Here is an 18152-nt window from a genome sequence, read left to right on the forward strand (position 1 = left end):
CAGCCTCAAGTTGCAGGCGTGAGATTCTGAGATGCAGTCATGGGGGGATGGATGGGGGAACTTAGCCATCCACAATATTAAGATGACAAAACTAGTGGTCTGGTTCTGGGTCTGTTGAACTCGTAGATGCGTCCACTTCAGGGGCTGAGGATGACTCGTTAGCAGTACTGACCTCGCTGTCAAATGTCAGTACTACGGGTGGAGCAGCCTCCGTTGAGTCTATTGCTGCTGTTGTCTCAGTTGCTGCGTCTAGAATTGGCTCTGCATCGGAAACGGTCTCTGTTTCTGGCTCGGCATCGGCAGTTAGAGCCTCTACTGGGGTAGTTTCGGCCTCAGCACTGGCCTCAGTTTCAGTCTCATTTGCTATTTCTGCGGTCATAATTTCGTGTGTTGCTTCTGGAAGATCCTGAGCTTCTCCAGGAGCAATCACAGTTTCAGCCGTTTCTCCTTCAGCCTCAGCAGTCGTCTCTAGCGTCGTGATTGCGGCAGGAGTGTCTGAAATGTCTGGGTCGGGTGAGATCTCAGTTTTGTCCTGGATCTCCTCAACCACTGCTGCCGTCATTCCCCACTCATCCTCACCCCCTTGAGCGTCGGAGACAGGAGTTTCTGGGGCTTCTGCCTCTGATGTCCGAAACTGCTTCCGCACATAGACAGGTTTACTTTCTGTTGTTTTGCTCCGTGAACCGAGGGTCGATTGCCACAGATCCTGGAGAATGGCCAATGGTCGATCGTAGACAATTTGCCACCAGTGTCCAATCCGCTCAGTCAAGTTGATCCCAGCTTTGGCGATCGCCGACTTTGCATCCTTCACGACTACGACTGCCGTCACAGGCTCCGATGGCTCCGGGACTTCTGCCCAAGGATCAACCTCTAAAGATTTAGGCACAGTTGCATCAACGGGACTCCCCTTGGTGACCGCTGGCTGCGGTTGGGAGGTTGACAGCTCCCCTTCAGCAGGGGTGGTTGAGTCCGTGATCTTCAGAGAGGAGTCTAGCCCCTGAGGATCGCCAGGTATCGTTGGCTGAGTTTTAACCTGAGGTCGCTGACTCAGGACTGCTTTCAGGGAGGTTTGTAGGCGCTGCCAGAGCAGTTGAGCTTGGTTGGGTAATTGAGAAAGCTGCTCAGGACTGCTCCACTGAGCCAGCTTTGACTGCAACATTTGCCAGTCGGGAAGCGGCGTTTGTTGATCGGAGGGTGTTGACTGCCGCCGGAGCCAGAGGGTCTGCCACCCCAACCACCCTAGTAAAGCCACACTGGCAGTTTGTCCGATCAGCACGCCCCCGGTAATGCGCCCAGCACACACCCACAAGACCAACGCATAAAACATAGCGACTCCACTCCAGATGAAGTCATGTTTACGATGGATTTCCGGGAAGAAAAAGGCAGACAGATACAGAACAAAACTACCCAGCCCTACGAGCAATGCCAGGATATAGGCCAGCATGAGGCAACCTCCTGAAACGACCAACAACCCAACTGCGGGATCACAGTTGATACTTTCTTATTGTCGCCAACATTGGCTCTTCTGCTCCACAGTCCTCGACTTTCCTGGCGATCGCCATCTCCGCAACCGTTCCAGAACCCGATCGGCTCTCTTGAGTAGCAGTTCAGCCACCTTGGGACACTGGCAGTGCTCATGGATTTTACGGTGCAACCTAGCATCCACTAGGATTGAAAGGCTATCTGCTACCACGGTTTCCACTGACTTAGGTCAGCATTGGCACTCAATTACTCGGCAGTGATGCCCCTAGGAAGCAACCATGACGTGGATGGAGTTAAGCCTCGACACAACCCCCGAGGCCGTTGATTGGGTTTGTACCCTGTTAGCCACAACCTCCTATGTGAGGGAGGTACGGGTTCGGTCATCCATCGCTAGCGATGGTCAAAGGGGGGGCGTTGAACATTGCCCGTTGACCGAACAACCCATCGATCCTGCTGAGGCCACCCCCGGCTGGGCCTTCACGATTTGCTTCTATCTCCCCTACGACCTGCGGGTGCGGGCCCGTGTGGATGCCATTGAGGCGCTGCTTTCACCCCTACAGCGGACGGGTATTGCCACCGTTCTGGAAGTAGCGATCGTGTCAGAGCAACCCGAGTACCCTGTGGCCTCCATCCCTTTGATCCATCGGATTGGAGAACGGTTTGTGGTGCTGGCTCCCGGTGTTCCCTATCCATCGCAGCAGAGCGACGAAATCCTCCTCAGACTTGAGGCCAGCCTCGCCTTTGGGAGCGGTCTCCATCCGGCGACAGCGGTGAGCCTCCAATTACTAGAGCGGCATGTGGTTCCGACAATGCAAGTCCTCGATCTCGGATCTGGGACAGGAATTCTCAGTGTGGCGATCGCCAAATTAGGCGCGCAGGTTTTAGCCCTGGATAACGATCTGCTGGCAGTGCAAGCAACTCAAGCCGCTGTGGAACAGAATCAGGTGGAGCAGCAGGTAACTGCGAGGGCAGGTAGCTTGGGCTGTGGTAGTCGCTTAGGACATTGGCTGGGGGGTGACATCCTTGATCAAGCACCCAGTGTTAATGTCACCCAAGCCTTTGACCTGATTATGGCCAATATTTTGGCACGGGTTCACATTGCCCTTGCGGATGACTTTAAGCAGGCACTGCGGCAGACCCATGCCCAGGGGGGGGTACTCATTACCAGTGGATTTACCACCGATCAGGAAGAGGCTGTTGATACTGCTTTAAGTGCAGCGGGGTTTGCTTCCCTTGATCGTGAACAATGCCGGGAGTGGGTAGCTTTAGCGCATCGCCTTACCTGAATGACTGGATTGCAAATCATTGGTGCGGATGTCTTGGCTGGTGGCAGCGGAGCCGATGTGCTGTTTGGCGACCTAGGCAGTCTCTGGAATTTCAACCACCTTGCGAGAAGGACGACTTTTTCGGGGTAAGGTCAAATTCAGAATGACGGCCTCTCTGTAAAAGGGTGCCAAGGCATCACTGGTTTCCAGGAGAGCGCAGGGGACATTCTGTTAAGACCAACTCAAATAGGAGGAGCGATGGACAAAGTAGCGTTTTGGAAGTTGATGGATGCCTCGCGTCGCTCGGCGGAGGGTGACCCAGAAGCCCAGATTGACGTGTTGCGAGAGAAGCTCGACAAGCATAGTCCTGAGGAGCTGGTGGACTTTGATCACATATTTACCGAGTACCATAGCCGTGCCTATACCTGGGATCTATGGGGGGCTGCGTACATCATCGGCGGTGGCTGTTCAGACGATGGCTTTATGGACTTCCGCGCCTGGTTAATCTCTCAGGGTGAAAAAGTATTTGAGGCTGCTCTGCAAGACCCCGAAACATTAGCCCAAGTAGTTAAGGAAGAAGATGGTGACTGTCAGGTCGAGGGCTTTCAGTACATAGCCCTTGAACTATGGGAGCAGAAAACCAACAAAGAACCAGAGGCATTTCCGACCCACCCTATCCAAGGTTCGCAGTCGCCCCTCGGGAAGGAGTGGACTGAGGATGAACTTGAATCCAGGTTTCCAAAGCTCAGCAAGGAGTTCAGCTAAATCCAGGCATTCATATAAGTTGAGCAGCTTTGGCTCAGACAGCTACACACGCAGCCCTCTTAGGTGCAGTGACTTTGGTGTAAAAATCTTGCAAATTGCTGAAATGACTGCTAAATATAGGCTTTTCCTAGGCTTCATCAGCCCTAGGTCGCAAGTTCAAATCTTGCCTGAGTCATGTAGTTTTCAAGCATCGTCCGTCTCATTCAACCCTCGCTGCTCCAGCGCATGGGCGCATTTCGGGCATCCTCATGGCTCCGTGGCTGAGTTTCAGCATCCAGGGCATTAACAACCTGATTGTAAAGATCCGCTGCCTGCTGGGGTGAATTGCCAATGCTGGTCAGCCCCAGCTTACCGAACTCGGATAGGCAACCCATGAGATGAAAGACCGTGCCAGACTCGGTACTGGTGTCGAAGTGGAGTTGATATTCGGCAATAATGTCCATTAAGTCATTGGGAAGTAAGCCCCGATAACGGTCTTTTTGCAGATTGTCCGTGGCGACATAGTATTTTGCCTGTCCATGCTGGCTATAGAAAGACCCAGTGGATAGGTTATAGCTGCCGTTGGTGAGAAATCTTAGGGTCATGAAGGGGTGGGTGGTACCCCCTTTTCGGAGGTTAATTTCGATCGCCTGGACATCCCAGGTGTCATTGCCGAGGTGATCGCGCTGCCGCACTGCCACAAAGTCCACCCCATAGCGTTCAATCGCCCCCTTTTCCGCCAGACAGCGTCCCACCTGTTCCCCTAGAATTTGTAATTGCAGACGGTAGGCCGGATCTGCCGGGAAGCGACATCCCAGGTAAACCTGTCCGTTAGGCCCCCCCAGAATTTGGTCATGGGTGGAGAGAATTTCAACTTCACCCGTGGGGGTAATCCGCCCCTGAACACTGGGCGATCGCTTCTCCTCTCCTTCAATAAAAGCTTCCACGATCGCCCCCAATTCTGGGATGCGACTGCTGTAATTCTCCCAGGTCTCGGCTTTGGCTTCAAACTTCAGATGCTGAAAACGATCCAACAGGGTCTTGACCCGGACACAGTGAGAGACGTTGCCGGGGGCAATCTCCCCCAGGGATCTTAAGTCCAGCAAGGCATTGCCCTCCCCGGAAAAGCCCTCGTTCAACTTCACCACTAGGCGCTGCAAGGTCGGCTGGCGTTCCCAGAGTTCGGCGGCGGCGGTGGCCAGATCCGCTTGATCAAAAATCGCGGCACTGCCATCCGGGTGGGGGATGTTGGCCTCTGCAAAAATCTGGCGACTGCCTCCCTTGGTGCCCCACTGCAACAGGGCTGGATCGAGGGCATAGAGGGGAACATTGAGGGCAACGGACAAGTCCCGCTCTAGGGCGGTGGAGTTATAACAAATCATAAAGGAATGCTCGGGACGCAGGGCTTGGCGGATGCGCTCCATCAACCGGGGGCGTTCGAGAATCTTCTGACTCAGGGATTTACAGGAGCCATCGTAGGTCGAAAGCAACAATAGGCGATCTCGGGCATGGGAAAAGGGAATTCCCGGCAGTAGTTGCAAGTAGTAGTCAATCACACTGGGGTGCAGGGGTTCCGAGGTCACATAAACCAAGCGAGTCCGAGGATTCCGCAGCCGAATCAACGAGAACAATAGGCGTTCTTCGTAGTGCTTAAACCCCTGGATCTTATCGAGTTCTCGCCGATCGAGACTCAGGGATGGGATCACCAGAATATCGGTATTGCTACTGTCAAAGGCTTCCAGGTGACGCCAGCGATCGCACAGCCGCCCCTGCAACCTGCGAAAATGATCCAACTGCTCGGGGTTGGAAGTAGGCAAGGTCTGCATTTCCCGGTGTCTACCATACGCTTAATACAGCGATTTTATCTGCTTTCAGCGCCATCGCTGGTTCCTGGGTGACCGTCTTGCTGAGCCAACGGAGCAGAGGGTGGATACTTAGCGATAATCGTCCCCCTGAATTTGACGGAGTCGAGCCGCCTGACGCATCCCATAGTCAGGACGGCAGAAGCGATCTAGTTGGGCTTCAAAAAAATCCCGGTTGGCCTGTAAGTGTCGGGGATTCGGGTCATCCAGGGGATACAGCAACGCCGTTCGTAGCGCCTGAAAAACCGCAGATGTCACTGTGTACATAGAGCGTTGGAAGGTGACGCCAATCTGGTTGAGGATATCATCCTCACCTCGGCAGCGGGTTTGGTAGAACGCCTTGAGGTAAGGGGGGAGAAAATGCAGCATATCCTGGGCCAGCAGCGTCGGGGGAATGCCAGCGGTACCGACGGGGAACTTGTCGGCGTAGAGAACCCCGTAGTGGAAGTCTTTTTGCTCCCGAGGCACTTCATTGGCCTGGGCGTTATAGGACTTGGTACCTCGGAAGGGCGAGGTGCGGTAGAACACGGCTTCGACATAGGGTAAGGCTGCTTCATAGAGCCAGGTAAAGCCCTTTGACTTCGGAATGATTTCGTAGCATTGACCCCGGATATAAACATGGTGGTAAATCGGGCGACCAGCGATCGCAAAGATGCCGTTGACCAGAAAATTCATTGCCTCGGGAATGCTGGTGACCTTGCCTTCATCGTAGAGATCCGAAACCTCAAAAAATACTGGAGCCATGACCTCCCAAAACAAGCCCAGATTACTGTAGTAGGACATCTGACGGCACTGCTCCAGAAACAGATCTGGGAACAGCTTGTAAAGCCCTATCATCACTGGGTTGAACTGGAAATAAGCTCGAATTGCTCGATCAGCGTTGGCTTTATACTCGTCGCTATCGAGATAGGGATCAAATTTGCCTCCCATACCGCGATGCCAGAGCATTGCCCGCATACATTCTTCAGCAAACTCCATATTGATCCGGTCATGCCAGAGGTGGTGGAACAGCCGGGGCAGGTTGCCCGTTTCTCCCGTTTTCATAAAGGCCAGGAGTTCCGGGTGAGCCGTAGCTGGCCCCCGCCAGATCCGCAGGTCAGCATCTTCCCCAGCATAGTGGTTATGGAGATCCAGATAGTCTTGGGGCAGGAAGTACTTAAAGAAAGGGAAAGGGTCTAGAAACACGCGCTCAGCAATATAGAGCAGATCCCGCCAGTAAAAATCCATGGGGACAGCGTAGGCTTTCCAGATACCAATCACTTGCATCAGGTTTTCCGGGCTATCCGGCAGCATAGCCCCCCCTGCTTCCAGGCGATGGACGACATCGGCAAATTCGTGTTGGGAGGGGGGGAGTTTGGGGGGAGAAAGGGTCGGTGTGAGCAGCGATTCCGTCATAGTGAGTCTGTAATGAGGGGTGAAGATGCACAATCGAACGACCAGTGGCGGAGCAAGGGAAGTACTTATTGCTCGGTTCTGGTTGGATCACTCAGGGCTAGGGGGGAGCGTTGATCCAGGGAAACAGCCGCGACCATCGCATTGGTCGTCGGTTCACTCCAACGCACTAACCAACTGGGCTGAACACCCAGAAACATGATCAGAGCGGTTAAGACCAATGCGGGCAGATGTTCCAACCCGGTGACTCTGGGGTAGTAGGCAGTGGTGTTGTCCAGTTTGCCAAAACAGGTACGATTCAGCAGGATCACAAAGTAAACTGCCGTCAGACCCGTACCCACAACCGACAATAGGGTGGCCCAAGGGAACACAGAAAAACTGCCTTGAAACACAAGGAACTCAGCGATAAACCCGACCATGCCAGGAATTCCCGCACTGGCCATGCCAGCGGTGATCAGCAGGGCGCTGGTCAAGGGTAAACCCCGCAGGGGATTCAGCAGTCCATTCAGCACATCCAGTTCCCGAGTCCCCACCTTGGACTCAATGACCCCCACCAGGTAGAAGAGCAAAGCTAGAATCAAACCGTGGCTCACCATCTGGGAAACCGCTCCCACCAGGGCTAGGGGCGTCATCGCTGCGGTTCCCAAGAGGATATAGCCCATGTGACCGATGGAGCTATAAGCCACCATACGCTTGATATCTTTTTTGGGCGATCGCCGCCAAGGCACCATAAATGATGGAAAGGGCGGCAATGATCGACAATCCTGGGGCAACCAACGACCAGGTATCTGGGAATAAGCCGATACAGAACCGAATCAGGCCATAGGTGCCCAACTTAGCCAAAATTCCCCCCAAGAGAATCACCACGGGGGTGGAAGCTTCCACATAGGCATCGGGTAGCCAGGTGTGCAAGGGAACCAGGGGAATCTTAATGCCGAATCCAATCAGCAGCATTGTCAATAGAATCAGCTGGGTGGGCTGGGATAAACCCTGGGTTGAGATGGCATCGTAATCAAAGCTAGAGGTGCCACTTAACCAGGCCAATGCCAGAAACGCCGCCAGAACTAACATCCCAGAAACCGCTGTGTAGATCAAAAACTTGATGGCAGCGTATTCCCGCTTTTGACCCCCCCCAGATCACAATCAAGAGATAAAAAGGAATCAGTTCTACTTCATAGAACAGGATGAACAGCAACAGGTTCTGGGCCACCAATGCTCCGGCCATGCCTGCATTCACCAGCAATATCAGCGTATAAAACAATCGCGGGCGAGGCAGGGGTTGACCATTGGGCAATCCAGCATGACTGCCAAAGATGACCCCCAGGGTGAGCAAATTACTCAAGGCCAGCAGCGGCAGGGACAGGCCATCCACCCCCAGGGTGTAGTTCAAACCTAGATGGCTGATCCAGGAGAAGGATTCCCGCATTTGTAAGCCGGGGTTGCTGAGATCGAACTGACTCATTAACCATCCAGTCCACAGCAGCAGACTTCCGGCGATCGCCAGGGCTCCCCAGCGTGACCGGGTAGCAGAAATGGTTCCAGGCCAAAATCCGATGAGTGCCGCACCCACCACAGGTAACCAGATCAAGGTACTTAGCATAGTCAATCGTCGATTCCTACAGAAACGTTTGGCGTTGTTTAAGGGCTAGGAGAAGAGAGGGCTAGGAGAACCCAGGAGTCAGGCGTAGATTGAATTCTGGATTCTGAATTCTAGATTCTGCCCACTCCAAAGTTGCCTGTTGACCCCTAGGGCCCGGTAGTGGCGATCGCAGACAGGGAAAGGTGAGACAGGAAGGGCCAGCCTAACCAAACGCCTAAGCAGGAAAGTCCTACGAGAATGGTGAGGGCATAGAACTGAGACTGACCGGAGGTACTGTATTTCAAGCCTTCGCCCCCAAAAATGGAGGAGATGCCCACAAGATTGACAATGCCATCAACGACATAGCGATCGCACCAGGATGTGAATCGGGAAACCAGATCCACCGCCAGTACAAAGCTGATTTTGTAAAGTTTGGCCGTGTAGAGGTCGTAGGCTAAGAAGTCTTGGAGGGCTGGAGATGGAAGCTTTACAGGTTTTGGCACCACGTTCCCTAAGTAGATAAAGGCACTGATACTACAACCCAGAAGGCTAGAACCAATTAACCCAAGAGCGACTGGATAATTCACGATCACCCAATCGGGGAGGAGGGACAGGCTTTGTAAAATCAGGGGCAGATGTAACACGAAGCCCAGCAGTACCGCCATCGGCAACGCCATCGGCCAGTGAATTTCCGGCGATCGCTCCGTCATCGCTGAGGGTTTCCCGCCAAACATCAGACTAAATACCCGGGTGAGACCAAAGGCGGTTAAGCCATTGACCAGCCCTAACACCCCCAGCAGGCCAAATTGATGGTCATCCCACAGGCCATCTGCCAGCTGAAGTAAGGCCCAAAATCCACCCAGGGGTGGCACGGCGATCAAACCCGCTGCCCCTACGAGGAAGGAAAACCCACTCACCGGACGCCGAGACCACAGACCTCCGTGCTGGGTTAAGTTTTGAGTAATGCTGTTCCAGATCACGCCCCCCACACTCATCACCAAGAGGGCGATCGCCACTGCATGGGTGAGAACAAGGAGCAAAGCCGCTTCATCGTGCTGGGTTCCCACCGCAATGAATACCAATCCCATGTAGGCACTCACCAAATAAGACAGTGCCCGCTTGGTATCAATCTGGGCGATCGCAATCAGGGTGCCACCGATCGCAGTGGTTGCCCCAATCACTACCAGAGCCGTTAAAGTAATCGGGGACAGTGCCAAAACAGGTTGTAATTTCACTAACACCCAGGCACCGGATGCCACCACCACTGAGTTCCGAAGAATGGTACTGGGCAGTGGCCCTTCCATGGCCTCATCCAGCCACAAATGTAAGGGAAACTGGGCGCACTTACCCATGGGGCCAGCAATCAGCGCCAACCCGATCAAGGCCGCAACGTTTGGGTCAACTTGTGCCGTCTGTGCCCAAACGGCTAACTCTGTAAAGTTCCAGGTACCAGCCAAGGGCAATAGGGCAATCACCCCCATGAGCAGGAATAAATCCCCCACCCGTTTGGTCAAAAAAGCATCGCGGGCTCCCGTGACCACCAAGGATTGATTAAACCAAAACCCAATTAGGAGGTAGGTGCCGAGGGTGAGGATTTCCAGGATGACGTAACTAAAGAAAAGGGAATTACACAGTACTAATCCCGATAGACCCGCCTCAAACAGAGCCAGCAACGCGAAGAATCGCGCCCACCCCCAGTCCATTTCCATGTAACCAATGGCATAGAACTGGGCCAATAGATTCAGACCATTGATCAAAATTAAAGCCCCAACGGTTAAGGAAGATACCTCAACGGGCAAGGTGAGATTTAAATTTGCCACCTGCAACCAGGGATAGAAAAATTCCTGGGGGGGTTGATGCCACGTGAGGGGCAGAAGCGCCACACTGTGGAGCACTGCAAGCAACGTCGTGCAGGTATTCACATAACCCGCAGGACGAGGTCCCGTGCGCCGGGTAATAGAGGGCAACCAGAGAATCGATAACAGCGCCCCCAGTAGCGCATAGCAGGGAATCAACCAGGCTGTTTCAACTAGAAATTGATACATCAACTACGCCCCTAACAGTGAAAATAGCGATGAAAAAATAACCCTGATTCTACGTTCAGGGATTCAAAGGTTATAGCAGGCTGAAAATCGTGTTACCGAAGGTCTAATGACCCACTCCTGGATAAAATGAGTTTTGCAACATGAGGGCATAACCCTGAGCGTGCAGATTCACTGAACCAGGATATTGAAGGAGTTAAAATTTCTCAGCTGGTAGCCTGAGAGTAATCTTAAGATTTATAAAATCAAAATACAAACCGGGAATCCCAATGGCACCGATTACTTTTTTTGATGGATGAAACGCCTTCAGCAACCTAGCCCATAGCAATGAAGCACCCTCATGACTTGGCCAGCATGGTTTTCACCCTTAATTTCCGGGAGGGGTTATCAACAGCGATCGCCCTTAGGGCTGATTTATAAAGTCGGCTGAAACTCTTTCATGGCAAGCCTTTCAAAAAACAGCCTTCTTAAGCTATCTGAAGCCTGAAAGCCATAAATGGCAAGGGTTTTAGCCCCTTAAGATTTTCTTTGTAAATTAGCCCTTAAGGTATGGATTGCTCAGACATCGAACTTTCTGAAGGTGTGGAATCGAAACTACTCTATTTGACGATCTCATCAAAAAAAGCATCCTGGTTCTCAAAGATCTCTAGGACGCGATCTAAATCAGAAATTTCTAGCAGGGTTAAGGCTTGCTCGTTCAGAGAACAAAGACAAAGCCGACGTCCAGCCAACCTCAGCTTCGTATGCATGTGAATAAGCGTCCCTAAGCCGGAGCTGTCGAGGAAGGTAATCTCTTGCAAATCCACCAGGATAATGCTGGCATCTGCCTCGAAACAGCGCTTAAAATCCTCTAGGAAGGCTGCGGAGTTGGCGGTGCTCAAAAATCCAGTAGGCTGAATGACCCGAATCTCCGTAGAAATCAGCATAGACCTAAGGGCAATTAGGTAACCTTGTGAACCTTATTGGCATCAATAATTATAGAGTTAATTTTGTCAGATGACTGACTAGAGACTGATAACCAGACTCTAAGTCACTATAAACCCGCAGCCATGACCTACCGCTGTACAGAGTCGGCACCTTCTATGTACTTCAGTAGAAACTGGCACAATTACGACATTCACCTAGGTCTCGTTAATCTTCGTGCTCTTCAAAGGGGTCACGCAGATCCTTGGCAGGCGGTCCAAATGAAACATACACACCATAACCAGTCACCGCAATAATAACGGCACCAATCGAAATGCTAAGAACTATTGCAGGTTCCATGAGTTCAATCCATCTCGTGACATCCCTTCCCCTATAATATTACGGAAAGTTACAAACGTCCTCTCGAAATTCATTTTGGGTGAGCTATGGCACAACGCACTAGATTGGGAGATATCCTGAAGCCCCTCAACTCTGAGTATGGGAAGGTGGCTCCAGGTTGGGGAACAACTCCATTGATGGCTGTTTTTATGGGCTTATTCTTTGTCTTCTTGCTGATTATTCTGCAACTCTATAATTCCTCCCTCCTCATTGAAAATGTGACCGTCGGTTGGAGAAGTCTGGGTGGCTAGGGCTACCAACTTGCAGAACTGCAACAGATACCCCGGTTTGGCCGGGGTTTTTTATGGGTGTGCGCCCTATACTGGTTAGGTGGTTTCAGTGCTAAAGGATCACAGCGCAATCGGCCACTGAACCTAGCGCATTCACAGGAGGGATGGAGATGAATGTATTCGGCATTGGCTTACCAGAAATGGCACTGATTATGGTGTTGGCCTTGCTAGTGTTTGGCCCCAAGAAACTGCCAGAAATTGGCCGCAGCATGGGGAAAGCAATTCGTGGGTTTCAGGAGGCTTCCAAGGAATTTGAGACAGAGTTCAAGCGCGAAGCCGATCGCCTCGAATCAGTGCCTCCAGAGCCCATGAAAGCTGATCTAGAGATGCCTCCAGCCTTAACTGCGGCAGCGACACCCGTGGCGCTGGTGAACGATCCCTCTCCCTCTCCCAGCATTGTTGAAGAGACAGAGGTCTCTGAAGCCGTTGCCACCCCCCATCAACATCGACCGGAGTAAGCTCGGATGGCGATCATAACCCCTGGTTAGATTTGCCTGGGATATTCCTGAACTGGTTGTGCTATTCAGGGGTCACATAGGCGGCTGTAATGCCACCATCTACCAAAAACGTCGATCCATTCACAAAGGAAGACTCGTCACTCGCTAAGAATAGGGCTGCATTGGCAATTTCCTGAGACTGGGCAAAGCGTCCCGGTGGTATATGAACCAATCGCCGTTGGCGACGGGCAGGGTCTGACAGCAGTTCAGCCAGCAGGGGGGTTTCCACTGGGCCAGGGCAGAGGGCATTGGCACGAATATTTTGACGGGCAAATTCCACAGCAATTTCGCGGGTCAGGGATAGGACTCCACCTTTGCTGGCTGTATAAGCAGATTGGGAAGTTGCTGCCCCCAGCAAGGCTACAAAGGATGCCGTATTAATAATTGAGCCACCCCCCGCCCGTAAAAGGGCCGGAATTCCATACTTACAGCCCAGAAACACCCCTTTGAGGTTGATATTCATGGTCAGATCCCAGATCGCTTCTTCTGTATCGACCACCGAACCATCCGCGGCATGAAAGATGCCGGCATTATTAAACAAAATGTGGAGCGCACCATAGGTTGACTCCGCCGCTGCAACCATGGCTTGAACCTCCACTGCCTTGGCAACATCAGCAGCCACAAACGTCGCCTGTCCACCTGCTTGGGCAATCAGGGTCACGGTGGCTTCCCCCGCTGTTGGATTGATGTCACTGACAACGACCCGAGCCCCTTCTTGGGCAAAGAGAAGGGCAGAATCTCGACCGATACCACTGCCTGCACCTGTAATCAGAGCCACTTTGTTGGCTAACCGCATAGACTCTCCTCGCCATCCTCTCGACTACATGTTGGTGTTAGCTGCCACAGGCTAGGGCATACCCAGAATTACGGGTTGCCGCAGCCTTGACTAAGGCTTGAAATAAGCGGGAATGAACTGACTCCCAGGGGGAGAGTTCTGGATGCCACTGCACAGCGACTAACCAGGGGTGATGCCGATGCTCCATGGCTTCAACAAGACCGTCCGCCGCCTGAGCAACTACTTGCCAATCTGTGTCAACAACCTGATGGACCGCTTGATGATGCCAGGAAACGACCTTGACTGTGGTTGCCCCCAAAATACTGGTTAAGCGACTATCGGCAACCAGGTAAGTGTCGTGCTCGATCGGGCGACGGGGGTGATCTAAGCGATGGGGGATCGTTGTGCTGTAGACCTCAGGTACATGAAGAACCAGGTTGCCCCCGGTGGCGATATTGAACAGTTGCATCCCCCGACAAATTGCCAGAATCGGGAGATTGGTTCTCAGTGCTTGTTGGGCCAGGGTGAGTTCAAATCCATCTCGTTCAGCATCCACCATATAAAGTGAGGGATGGGAGTCACCCCCGTAAAGGCTTGGATCTATATCCCCGCCGCCGGAAAAAACTTAATCCATCAATTACATCCAGAAGGCGACTGGGTTCCGGTTGGCTGGGTGGCAGCAACAGCGGAATTCCCCCTGCCCACTTCACCGCATCCACGTAGGCAGCTGGTAGGTTAAAATCCTGTACCTCATTCCGACCATAGGTGGTAATCCCAATCATCGGAGGCCGATTTTGCTCCAAGCTATTCCCCCTCTGAGTCAGTCCAGGCAGCAACAACCTAGGGTATCCTATCGTAAATATTCCTAAGTAAGGATAATGCGTTCTCCCACCCACTTCAACTTCCACCAATTCGCCAAGGCAGTCGTCAAACCTAAGGGTCGCGCCGAATTCATCCCTTATTAGTGTCTACAGGCTTTCAGAACCGTCGCCAACGGGTACTTCGCCCATGGCAAACTTCTCACATCACAACCCATCAGTCATCGTTATGAAACCACTGAAGAGTGGGCCGGAGAACTCAACTTCAAGGCGCTGAGTGTGGGTGTTGGAGTGAGTGGTTTACGGGCAGAAATAAATGCTGTAAATTGCTCAACCAGCACAGGGTTGCGCCAGCCTCCTCTCACTTCTGCTGCCAGAATTTTTAGTGCTTCCTCTTGGGAGAAGGCTGGTTTATAAGAGCGTTCATTGGTGAGGGCATCGTAGATGTCAATCACCTGGAAGATCTGAACTATATAGGGAATCCCATCACCAACCAAGCCATCTGGGTAGCCGGAGCCATTCCAGCGCTCATGGTGATGGCGAATAATGGGAATCACACCCCGCATGGTACGGAGAGGCTTACAAATTTGTTCACCGATCAGAACATGCTGCTGCATAATTGCCCACTCTGCATCTGTAAGCTTGTCAGTCTTGAGCAAAATGGCATCCGGAATCCCAATCTTGCCGATGTCATGCAGATACCCACCCCAAGCCAGATCACGAATTTGACTCCGGGAGAGGTTTAAGAATTCACCAAAGACTCTTCCCAGTTCTGCCAAACGCTCGCAGTGATCACCCGTGTTGGGGTCCCGGCTCTCGACGGTTCGGGCAATGGAAAATAACACTTGTTCGGAATGCTCCAGATCTTCGTTCAGCTGCTTTTGGCGAACGAGGGACTTCACCCGTGCTGATAATTCCAGGTGGTCAAAGGGTTTGGTCAGAAAGTCATCTGCTCCAGCCTCAATGCCCAAAATTCGCGATCGCCGATCATTGAGAGCAGTGATAAACACCACTGGAATCAGTCGGGTTTGCTCATCCTGCTTTAACCGCCGACAGACCTCAAACCCATCCATGCCTGGCATCATCACATCCAGCAAAATCAGATCAGGATTGATCTCTAAGACAGCACTGAGGGCAGCAACACCACTCTCTGCTTCCAAGACGTTGTATCCTTCAACCGAAAGCAGTGCCACAGCCGTTAGCCGACTAGAGGGATGATCATCTACGACCAGAATGCGAGGGAGATCGGGATCGATACTGTTCACAGGGGCACCCTTTGCGCTTTCGCCATGAATACCTTCATAGTCCTAGGATAGGCTGATGGGAATCTCTGGGGACGATGAATTTTTATTCAGTATGAGAAATTCAGAGCGTTGAGGAATCGGGTGTTTTACGGAGATTACTGGCAAGCCAGTCAATGAAGGTGGGGAAATATACCATCACGGCACTCCTGGGACTCCAGATGGGGAAAATTTGGATCATCGGCTCTGGGATCTGCATAGCGAGGTAGGCTATCGGCTAGATGTATTCAGGAGTGTTGGATAGCCGTCAATATATGGTAATCCGGCGTGATTCCATTACCGAATCGCTCCAGCACTAGACACCGAAAATCTGCGCCAGTGGCTTGGGTCAAGATTCAACTTCCTCCTTGTTGCCCTACAAGTCCGGAGACGAGCTGCTGAATGACTGGGGTAATTCCTGCTAGTGCTGGGGAGAGTAGCACTGCCACAAAAGAAGCTACAAGAATCGCACGGGCGAGAGTAATGTTATCGCGGCTGTGTTGAAAGAATCGCTCATCCCATCGCCTTACATCTTCTTGAAGCTTGGAAATAGCTTCCGAGTTCTTCTCCACCAATGCCTCAATTCTGGCGAGAGTATCGCCTTCACTTGCCTGCATGGGTAGCCTCCTTTGGGATGTCAAATCTCATCCCGCGCGATTCTGCTAACTCTAGTATCGCTCCTTATCGTGAAGCTGCGCCAGTATTGAAACAGGCGATCGCCCTCGGTCTGCATAAAGAAGACTGCTTCAGTATGTGTGCTTATGCTTTGTTGAGATCGGAGCAATTTACCGAATCGATCCAATATCACCAACAGGCACTCGATCTGAATCTTGACAACGCAGGCAATTGGCACAATCTAGCTTTGGCCCAGGAGTGTTTAGGAAACTATGAAGATGAGATCGCTAGTTACGATCTCGCCCTCACCCTCAAGCCCGACGATCCGCAAACACTGACCCATCTAGGCAATGTACTGCGACATGGGGGAAGATTTCAAGAGGCAATGGCAGCCAGAGATCGCGCCCTTGAGCTAAAACCGAACTACACCGATGCCCTCTATACGAAAGCCGTGATTTTTGCACTTCAAGGTGACACAAACCAAGCCTTAGTGAATTTAAGAGAATACGTTTTGGGAAGGGACTTACATCCCCATTCCTAACTATTCAGAGACTTTGGCGGAAGAACCTACCTTTGACAGTTTGAGAAGCGATCCCGAATTTCAAGCATTCCTCCAAGAACTTTAATCCATTTGGGAAGGGACTTACATCCCCATTCCTAACTATTCAGAGACTTTGGCGGAAGAACCTACCTTTGACAGTTTGAGAAGCGATCCCGAATTTCAAGCATTCCTCCAAGAACTTTAATCCATACAGGAGTTGCCTCCCACCGCAGAATAGTGGAGTGAGCCTTACCGAAGGAGCGGGCCGCCGCCCCCACGCCCATCCCTTCAGTGCGGACATTCAACCCAGAGGCCACCATTGAATTAGGCGATCCCAGTCGGGCCATCGGGGTGCCAGTGCGCTCATTATCTTGCTTGCTGCAATTCGGCATCGGTGTCGTTGCATCAGGGTCCCATTGAGGCCTGGTTCTCGCCCATTTTTAACGACCTGTTGGCTCTAGCAGTGAAAACAATCCATATGCAGTGGGGTAATTGCACTGCAACTATTTTACCTATCATCGTTTAACAGACCAGTGCCAAGATCTTTCTGGTCAAGCATTGGGGTACAGAGCAGTAATTTTTGGGGGAGGCTAAAGTCTAGGACTCCTTATGAACGCTCCCTCTGACTTGAGAACGGGGAGTAACTGATGAGGCGGACGATCGTCAAGAAATTCCTTACTCCCAAAGGATTTCAGCGGATCGAAGTCCCATTTCTCAACCGTGTCACCCCCTAGGATTATTGCGGATTATGAAGAAATTAAAACTTGTAATAACTTAAAAAGAATGGGATTCTATTCGTCTTAGTATAAAAGGGGCTCGGAAGTCTAAACAGTATATGTACAGATGAGTGAGCTTTGTTCTCTGGTGTTGATCTAGTCTCTCATTTTTCTTGGAGTGCTCTCATAATTTCAGTGAAATCATTCTTGGAAAAATTTGAGTGTTAGCTAAGCTACTGAAATGCTTAGGGAAAGATGACCAGAGCGTTGCAAAGGTTAACGGTTCATCTGTCTTTGTATATACTCCCTGCTTCTGATGTTGTGGATCTAAAATTTAGGAGATTAAATCAATGCTAGATGCATATACCAGGGTTGTTTCCCAGGCTGATGCCCGTGGAGAATTCGTCAGCAATTCTCAAATTGATGCCCTGAGCGCAGTAGTTAAAGATGGGATGAAGCGCACGGACGTAGTTAACCGGATCACCAGCAGCTCATCTGCTATCGTTGCCAACGCTGCTCGTGAACTGTTTGCTGAACAGCCCCAGTTGATTGCACCTGGTGGTAATGCTTACACGAACCGCCGCATGGCTGCTTGCTTGCGCGACATGGAAATTGTCCTGCGCTATGTTACCTACGCTATCTTTACTGGTGATGCTAGCGTTCTGGATGATCGTTGCCTGAATGGTCTGCGCGAAACCTACTTGGCATTGGGCGTCCCCGGTGGTTCTGTTGCTGCTGGTGTTGCCAAGATGAAGGATGCTGCAATTGCAATCGCTAACGACCGTGCTGGTATCACCCAAGGTGATTGCAGTGCCCTGATCGCTGAAGTTGCTAGCTACTTCGACCGGGCTGCCTCTGCAGTCGGCTAATTTTTTGGGTGTCATGGGTCACCATTCCCGCAAGTGACAACTGACTCCTTGCTTTCAACGAAAATCTTTGCAAAACAATCAAT

General features: G+C 51.8%; 18 protein-coding genes and 1 pseudogene. 6 read left to right on the forward strand and 13 right to left on the reverse strand.

Features of this window, described 5'->3' with window-relative positions; translation table 11 throughout:
• Window positions 1–91: 91 nt before the first annotated feature.
• Window positions 92–1444: a Ycf66 family protein gene (locus DO97_RS20545; RefSeq protein ID WP_052128338.1), complete on the reverse strand. Its 1353-nt coding sequence runs from the start codon at window positions 1442–1444 to the stop codon at window positions 92–94.
• A gap of 316 nt (window positions 1445–1760) precedes the next feature.
• On the opposite strand from DO97_RS20545, the gene DO97_RS03630 reads away from it, so the two are divergent.
• Together DO97_RS03630 and DO97_RS03635 are read left to right on the forward strand one after the other, a co-directional pair.
• Window positions 1761–2768 (forward strand): 50S ribosomal protein L11 methyltransferase, encoded by a 1008-nt coding sequence (locus DO97_RS03630; RefSeq protein WP_036531203.1) that lies wholly within the window; start codon window positions 1761–1763, stop codon window positions 2766–2768.
• Window positions 2769–3005: 237 nt separating this feature from the next.
• Complete coding sequence (locus DO97_RS03635; RefSeq protein WP_036531204.1) at window positions 3006–3512, forward strand: DUF4240 domain-containing protein; 507 nt, start codon at window positions 3006–3008, stop codon at window positions 3510–3512.
• A 203-nt stretch (window positions 3513–3715) separates the two neighbouring features.
• Here DO97_RS03635 and DO97_RS03640 read toward each other — a convergent pair whose 3' ends face one another.
• The 6 genes and pseudogenes from DO97_RS03640 to psbN form a co-directional block, all read right to left on the reverse strand.
• Window positions 3716–5317, reverse strand: a complete 1602-nt coding sequence (locus DO97_RS03640) for a peptide ligase PGM1-related protein (RefSeq protein WP_036531205.1) — start codon at window positions 5315–5317, stop codon at window positions 3716–3718.
• Between the two features lie 108 nt (window positions 5318–5425).
• Complete coding sequence (locus DO97_RS03645) at window positions 5426–6748, reverse strand: CO2 hydration protein (protein ID WP_052128339.1); 1323 nt, start codon at window positions 6746–6748, stop codon at window positions 5426–5428.
• Window positions 6749–6813: 65 nt separating this feature from the next.
• Window positions 6814–8345: pseudogene (locus DO97_RS30705) on the reverse strand (NADH-quinone oxidoreductase subunit M).
• 146 nt (window positions 8346–8491) lie between these two features.
• Window positions 8492–10369 carry an NAD(P)H-quinone oxidoreductase subunit F gene (locus DO97_RS03655; RefSeq protein ID WP_036531206.1) on the reverse strand — a complete coding sequence of 626 codons (1878 nt, stop codon included), beginning with the start codon at window positions 10367–10369 and terminating at the stop codon, window positions 8492–8494.
• A 596-nt stretch (window positions 10370–10965) separates the two neighbouring features.
• Window positions 10966–11292 carry an STAS domain-containing protein gene (locus DO97_RS03660; RefSeq protein ID WP_052128340.1) on the reverse strand — a complete coding sequence of 109 codons (327 nt, stop codon included), beginning with the start codon at window positions 11290–11292 and terminating at the stop codon, window positions 10966–10968.
• A gap of 205 nt (window positions 11293–11497) precedes the next feature.
• The gene (gene psbN, locus DO97_RS03665) at window positions 11498–11629 is read right to left on the reverse strand and encodes a photosystem II reaction center protein PsbN (RefSeq protein WP_036531208.1); all 132 of its coding nucleotides are present in this window, start codon (window positions 11627–11629) and stop codon (window positions 11498–11500) included.
• 86 nt (window positions 11630–11715) lie between these two features.
• Between psbN and psbH the strand changes: the two genes are divergently transcribed.
• Window positions 11716–11919: a photosystem II reaction center phosphoprotein PsbH gene (gene psbH, locus DO97_RS03670; RefSeq protein WP_036531209.1), complete on the forward strand. Its 204-nt coding sequence runs from the start codon at window positions 11716–11718 to the stop codon at window positions 11917–11919.
• A gap of 149 nt (window positions 11920–12068) precedes the next feature.
• Window positions 12069–12416, forward strand: coding sequence for a TatA/E family twin arginine-targeting protein translocase (locus DO97_RS03675; protein WP_036531210.1), 348 nt, complete (start codon window positions 12069–12071; stop codon window positions 12414–12416).
• Window positions 12417–12477: 61 nt separating this feature from the next.
• Here DO97_RS03675 and DO97_RS03680 read toward each other — a convergent pair whose 3' ends face one another.
• The 5 genes from DO97_RS03680 to DO97_RS24290 form a co-directional block, all read right to left on the reverse strand.
• Complete coding sequence (locus tag DO97_RS03680; protein WP_036531211.1) at window positions 12478–13251, reverse strand: glucose 1-dehydrogenase; 774 nt, start codon at window positions 13249–13251, stop codon at window positions 12478–12480.
• 37 nt (window positions 13252–13288) lie between these two features.
• Window positions 13289–13834 (reverse strand): gamma-glutamyl-gamma-aminobutyrate hydrolase family protein, encoded by a 546-nt coding sequence (locus DO97_RS03685; RefSeq protein ID WP_275574936.1) that lies wholly within the window; start codon window positions 13832–13834, stop codon window positions 13289–13291.
• Window positions 13809–14033, reverse strand: a complete 225-nt coding sequence (locus DO97_RS27290; RefSeq protein ID WP_275574929.1) for a gamma-glutamyl-gamma-aminobutyrate hydrolase family protein — start codon at window positions 14031–14033, stop codon at window positions 13809–13811. Before DO97_RS27290 ends, DO97_RS03685 begins: the two co-directional genes overlap by 26 nt.
• Window positions 14034–14275: 242 nt before the next feature.
• A complete protein-coding gene (locus DO97_RS03690) occupies window positions 14276–15343 on the reverse strand; it encodes an HD domain-containing phosphohydrolase (protein ID WP_476703515.1) in 1068 nt (355 codons plus the stop codon).
• 341 nt (window positions 15344–15684) lie between these two features.
• The gene (locus DO97_RS24290) at window positions 15685–15945 is read right to left on the reverse strand and encodes a hypothetical protein (RefSeq protein WP_036531214.1); all 261 of its coding nucleotides are present in this window, start codon (window positions 15943–15945) and stop codon (window positions 15685–15687) included.
• A gap of 17 nt (window positions 15946–15962) precedes the next feature.
• Here DO97_RS24290 and DO97_RS03700 point away from each other — a divergent pair, with 17 nt between their 5' ends.
• On the forward strand, window positions 15963–16484 hold the full coding sequence (locus DO97_RS03700; RefSeq protein WP_162182933.1) for a tetratricopeptide repeat protein: 522 nt from the start codon (window positions 15963–15965) through the stop codon (window positions 16482–16484).
• Between the two features lie 146 nt (window positions 16485–16630).
• On the opposite strand, the gene DO97_RS03705 is transcribed toward DO97_RS03700, so the two are convergent.
• A complete protein-coding gene (locus DO97_RS03705) occupies window positions 16631–16876 on the reverse strand; it encodes a hypothetical protein (RefSeq protein WP_052128341.1) in 246 nt (81 codons plus the stop codon).
• A gap of 674 nt (window positions 16877–17550) precedes the next feature.
• Between DO97_RS03705 and DO97_RS03710 the strand changes: the two genes are divergently transcribed.
• The gene (locus tag DO97_RS03710; RefSeq protein WP_036531216.1) at window positions 17551–18069 is read left to right on the forward strand and encodes a phycocyanin subunit beta; all 519 of its coding nucleotides are present in this window, start codon (window positions 17551–17553) and stop codon (window positions 18067–18069) included.
• Window positions 18070–18152 lie beyond the last annotated feature (83 nt).

It is taken from the genome of Neosynechococcus sphagnicola sy1 (assembly GCF_000775285.1).
GTDB classification, from domain to species: domain Bacteria; phylum Cyanobacteriota; class Cyanobacteriia; order Neosynechococcales; family Neosynechococcaceae; genus Neosynechococcus; species Neosynechococcus sphagnicola.

Coding starts and splice junctions, on each gene's coding strand:
- DO97_RS20545 (WP_052128338.1), bottom strand. CDS start 1,444: ATGCTGGCCTATATCCTGGCATTGCTCGTAGGGCTGGGTAGTTTTGTT.
- DO97_RS03630 (WP_036531203.1), top strand. CDS start 1,761: ATGACGTGGATGGAGTTAAGCCTCGACACAACCCCCGAGGCCGTTGAT.
- DO97_RS03635 (WP_036531204.1), top strand. CDS start 3,006: ATGGACAAAGTAGCGTTTTGGAAGTTGATGGATGCCTCGCGTCGCTCG.
- DO97_RS03640 (WP_036531205.1), bottom strand. CDS start 5,317: ATGCAGACCTTGCCTACTTCCAACCCCGAGCAGTTGGATCATTTTCGC.
- DO97_RS03645 (WP_052128339.1), bottom strand. CDS start 6,748: ATGACGGAATCGCTGCTCACACCGACCCTTTCTCCCCCCAAACTCCCC.
- DO97_RS03655 (WP_036531206.1), bottom strand. CDS start 10,369: ATGTATCAATTTCTAGTTGAAACAGCCTGGTTGATTCCCTGCTATGCG.
- DO97_RS03660 (WP_052128340.1), bottom strand. CDS start 11,292: ATGCTGATTTCTACGGAGATTCGGGTCATTCAGCCTACTGGATTTTTG.
- psbN (WP_036531208.1), bottom strand. CDS start 11,629: ATGGAACCTGCAATAGTTCTTAGCATTTCGATTGGTGCCGTTATTATT.
- psbH (WP_036531209.1), top strand. CDS start 11,716: ATGGCACAACGCACTAGATTGGGAGATATCCTGAAGCCCCTCAACTCT.
- DO97_RS03675 (WP_036531210.1), top strand. CDS start 12,069: ATGAATGTATTCGGCATTGGCTTACCAGAAATGGCACTGATTATGGTG.
- DO97_RS03680 (WP_036531211.1), bottom strand. CDS start 13,251: ATGCGGTTAGCCAACAAAGTGGCTCTGATTACAGGTGCAGGCAGTGGT.
- DO97_RS24290 (WP_036531214.1), bottom strand. CDS start 15,945: ATGCAGGCAAGTGAAGGCGATACTCTCGCCAGAATTGAGGCATTGGTG.
- DO97_RS03700 (WP_162182933.1), top strand. CDS start 15,963: ATGTCAAATCTCATCCCGCGCGATTCTGCTAACTCTAGTATCGCTCCT.
- DO97_RS03705 (WP_052128341.1), bottom strand. CDS start 16,876: ATGCCGAATTGCAGCAAGCAAGATAATGAGCGCACTGGCACCCCGATG.
- DO97_RS03710 (WP_036531216.1), top strand. CDS start 17,551: ATGCTAGATGCATATACCAGGGTTGTTTCCCAGGCTGATGCCCGTGGA.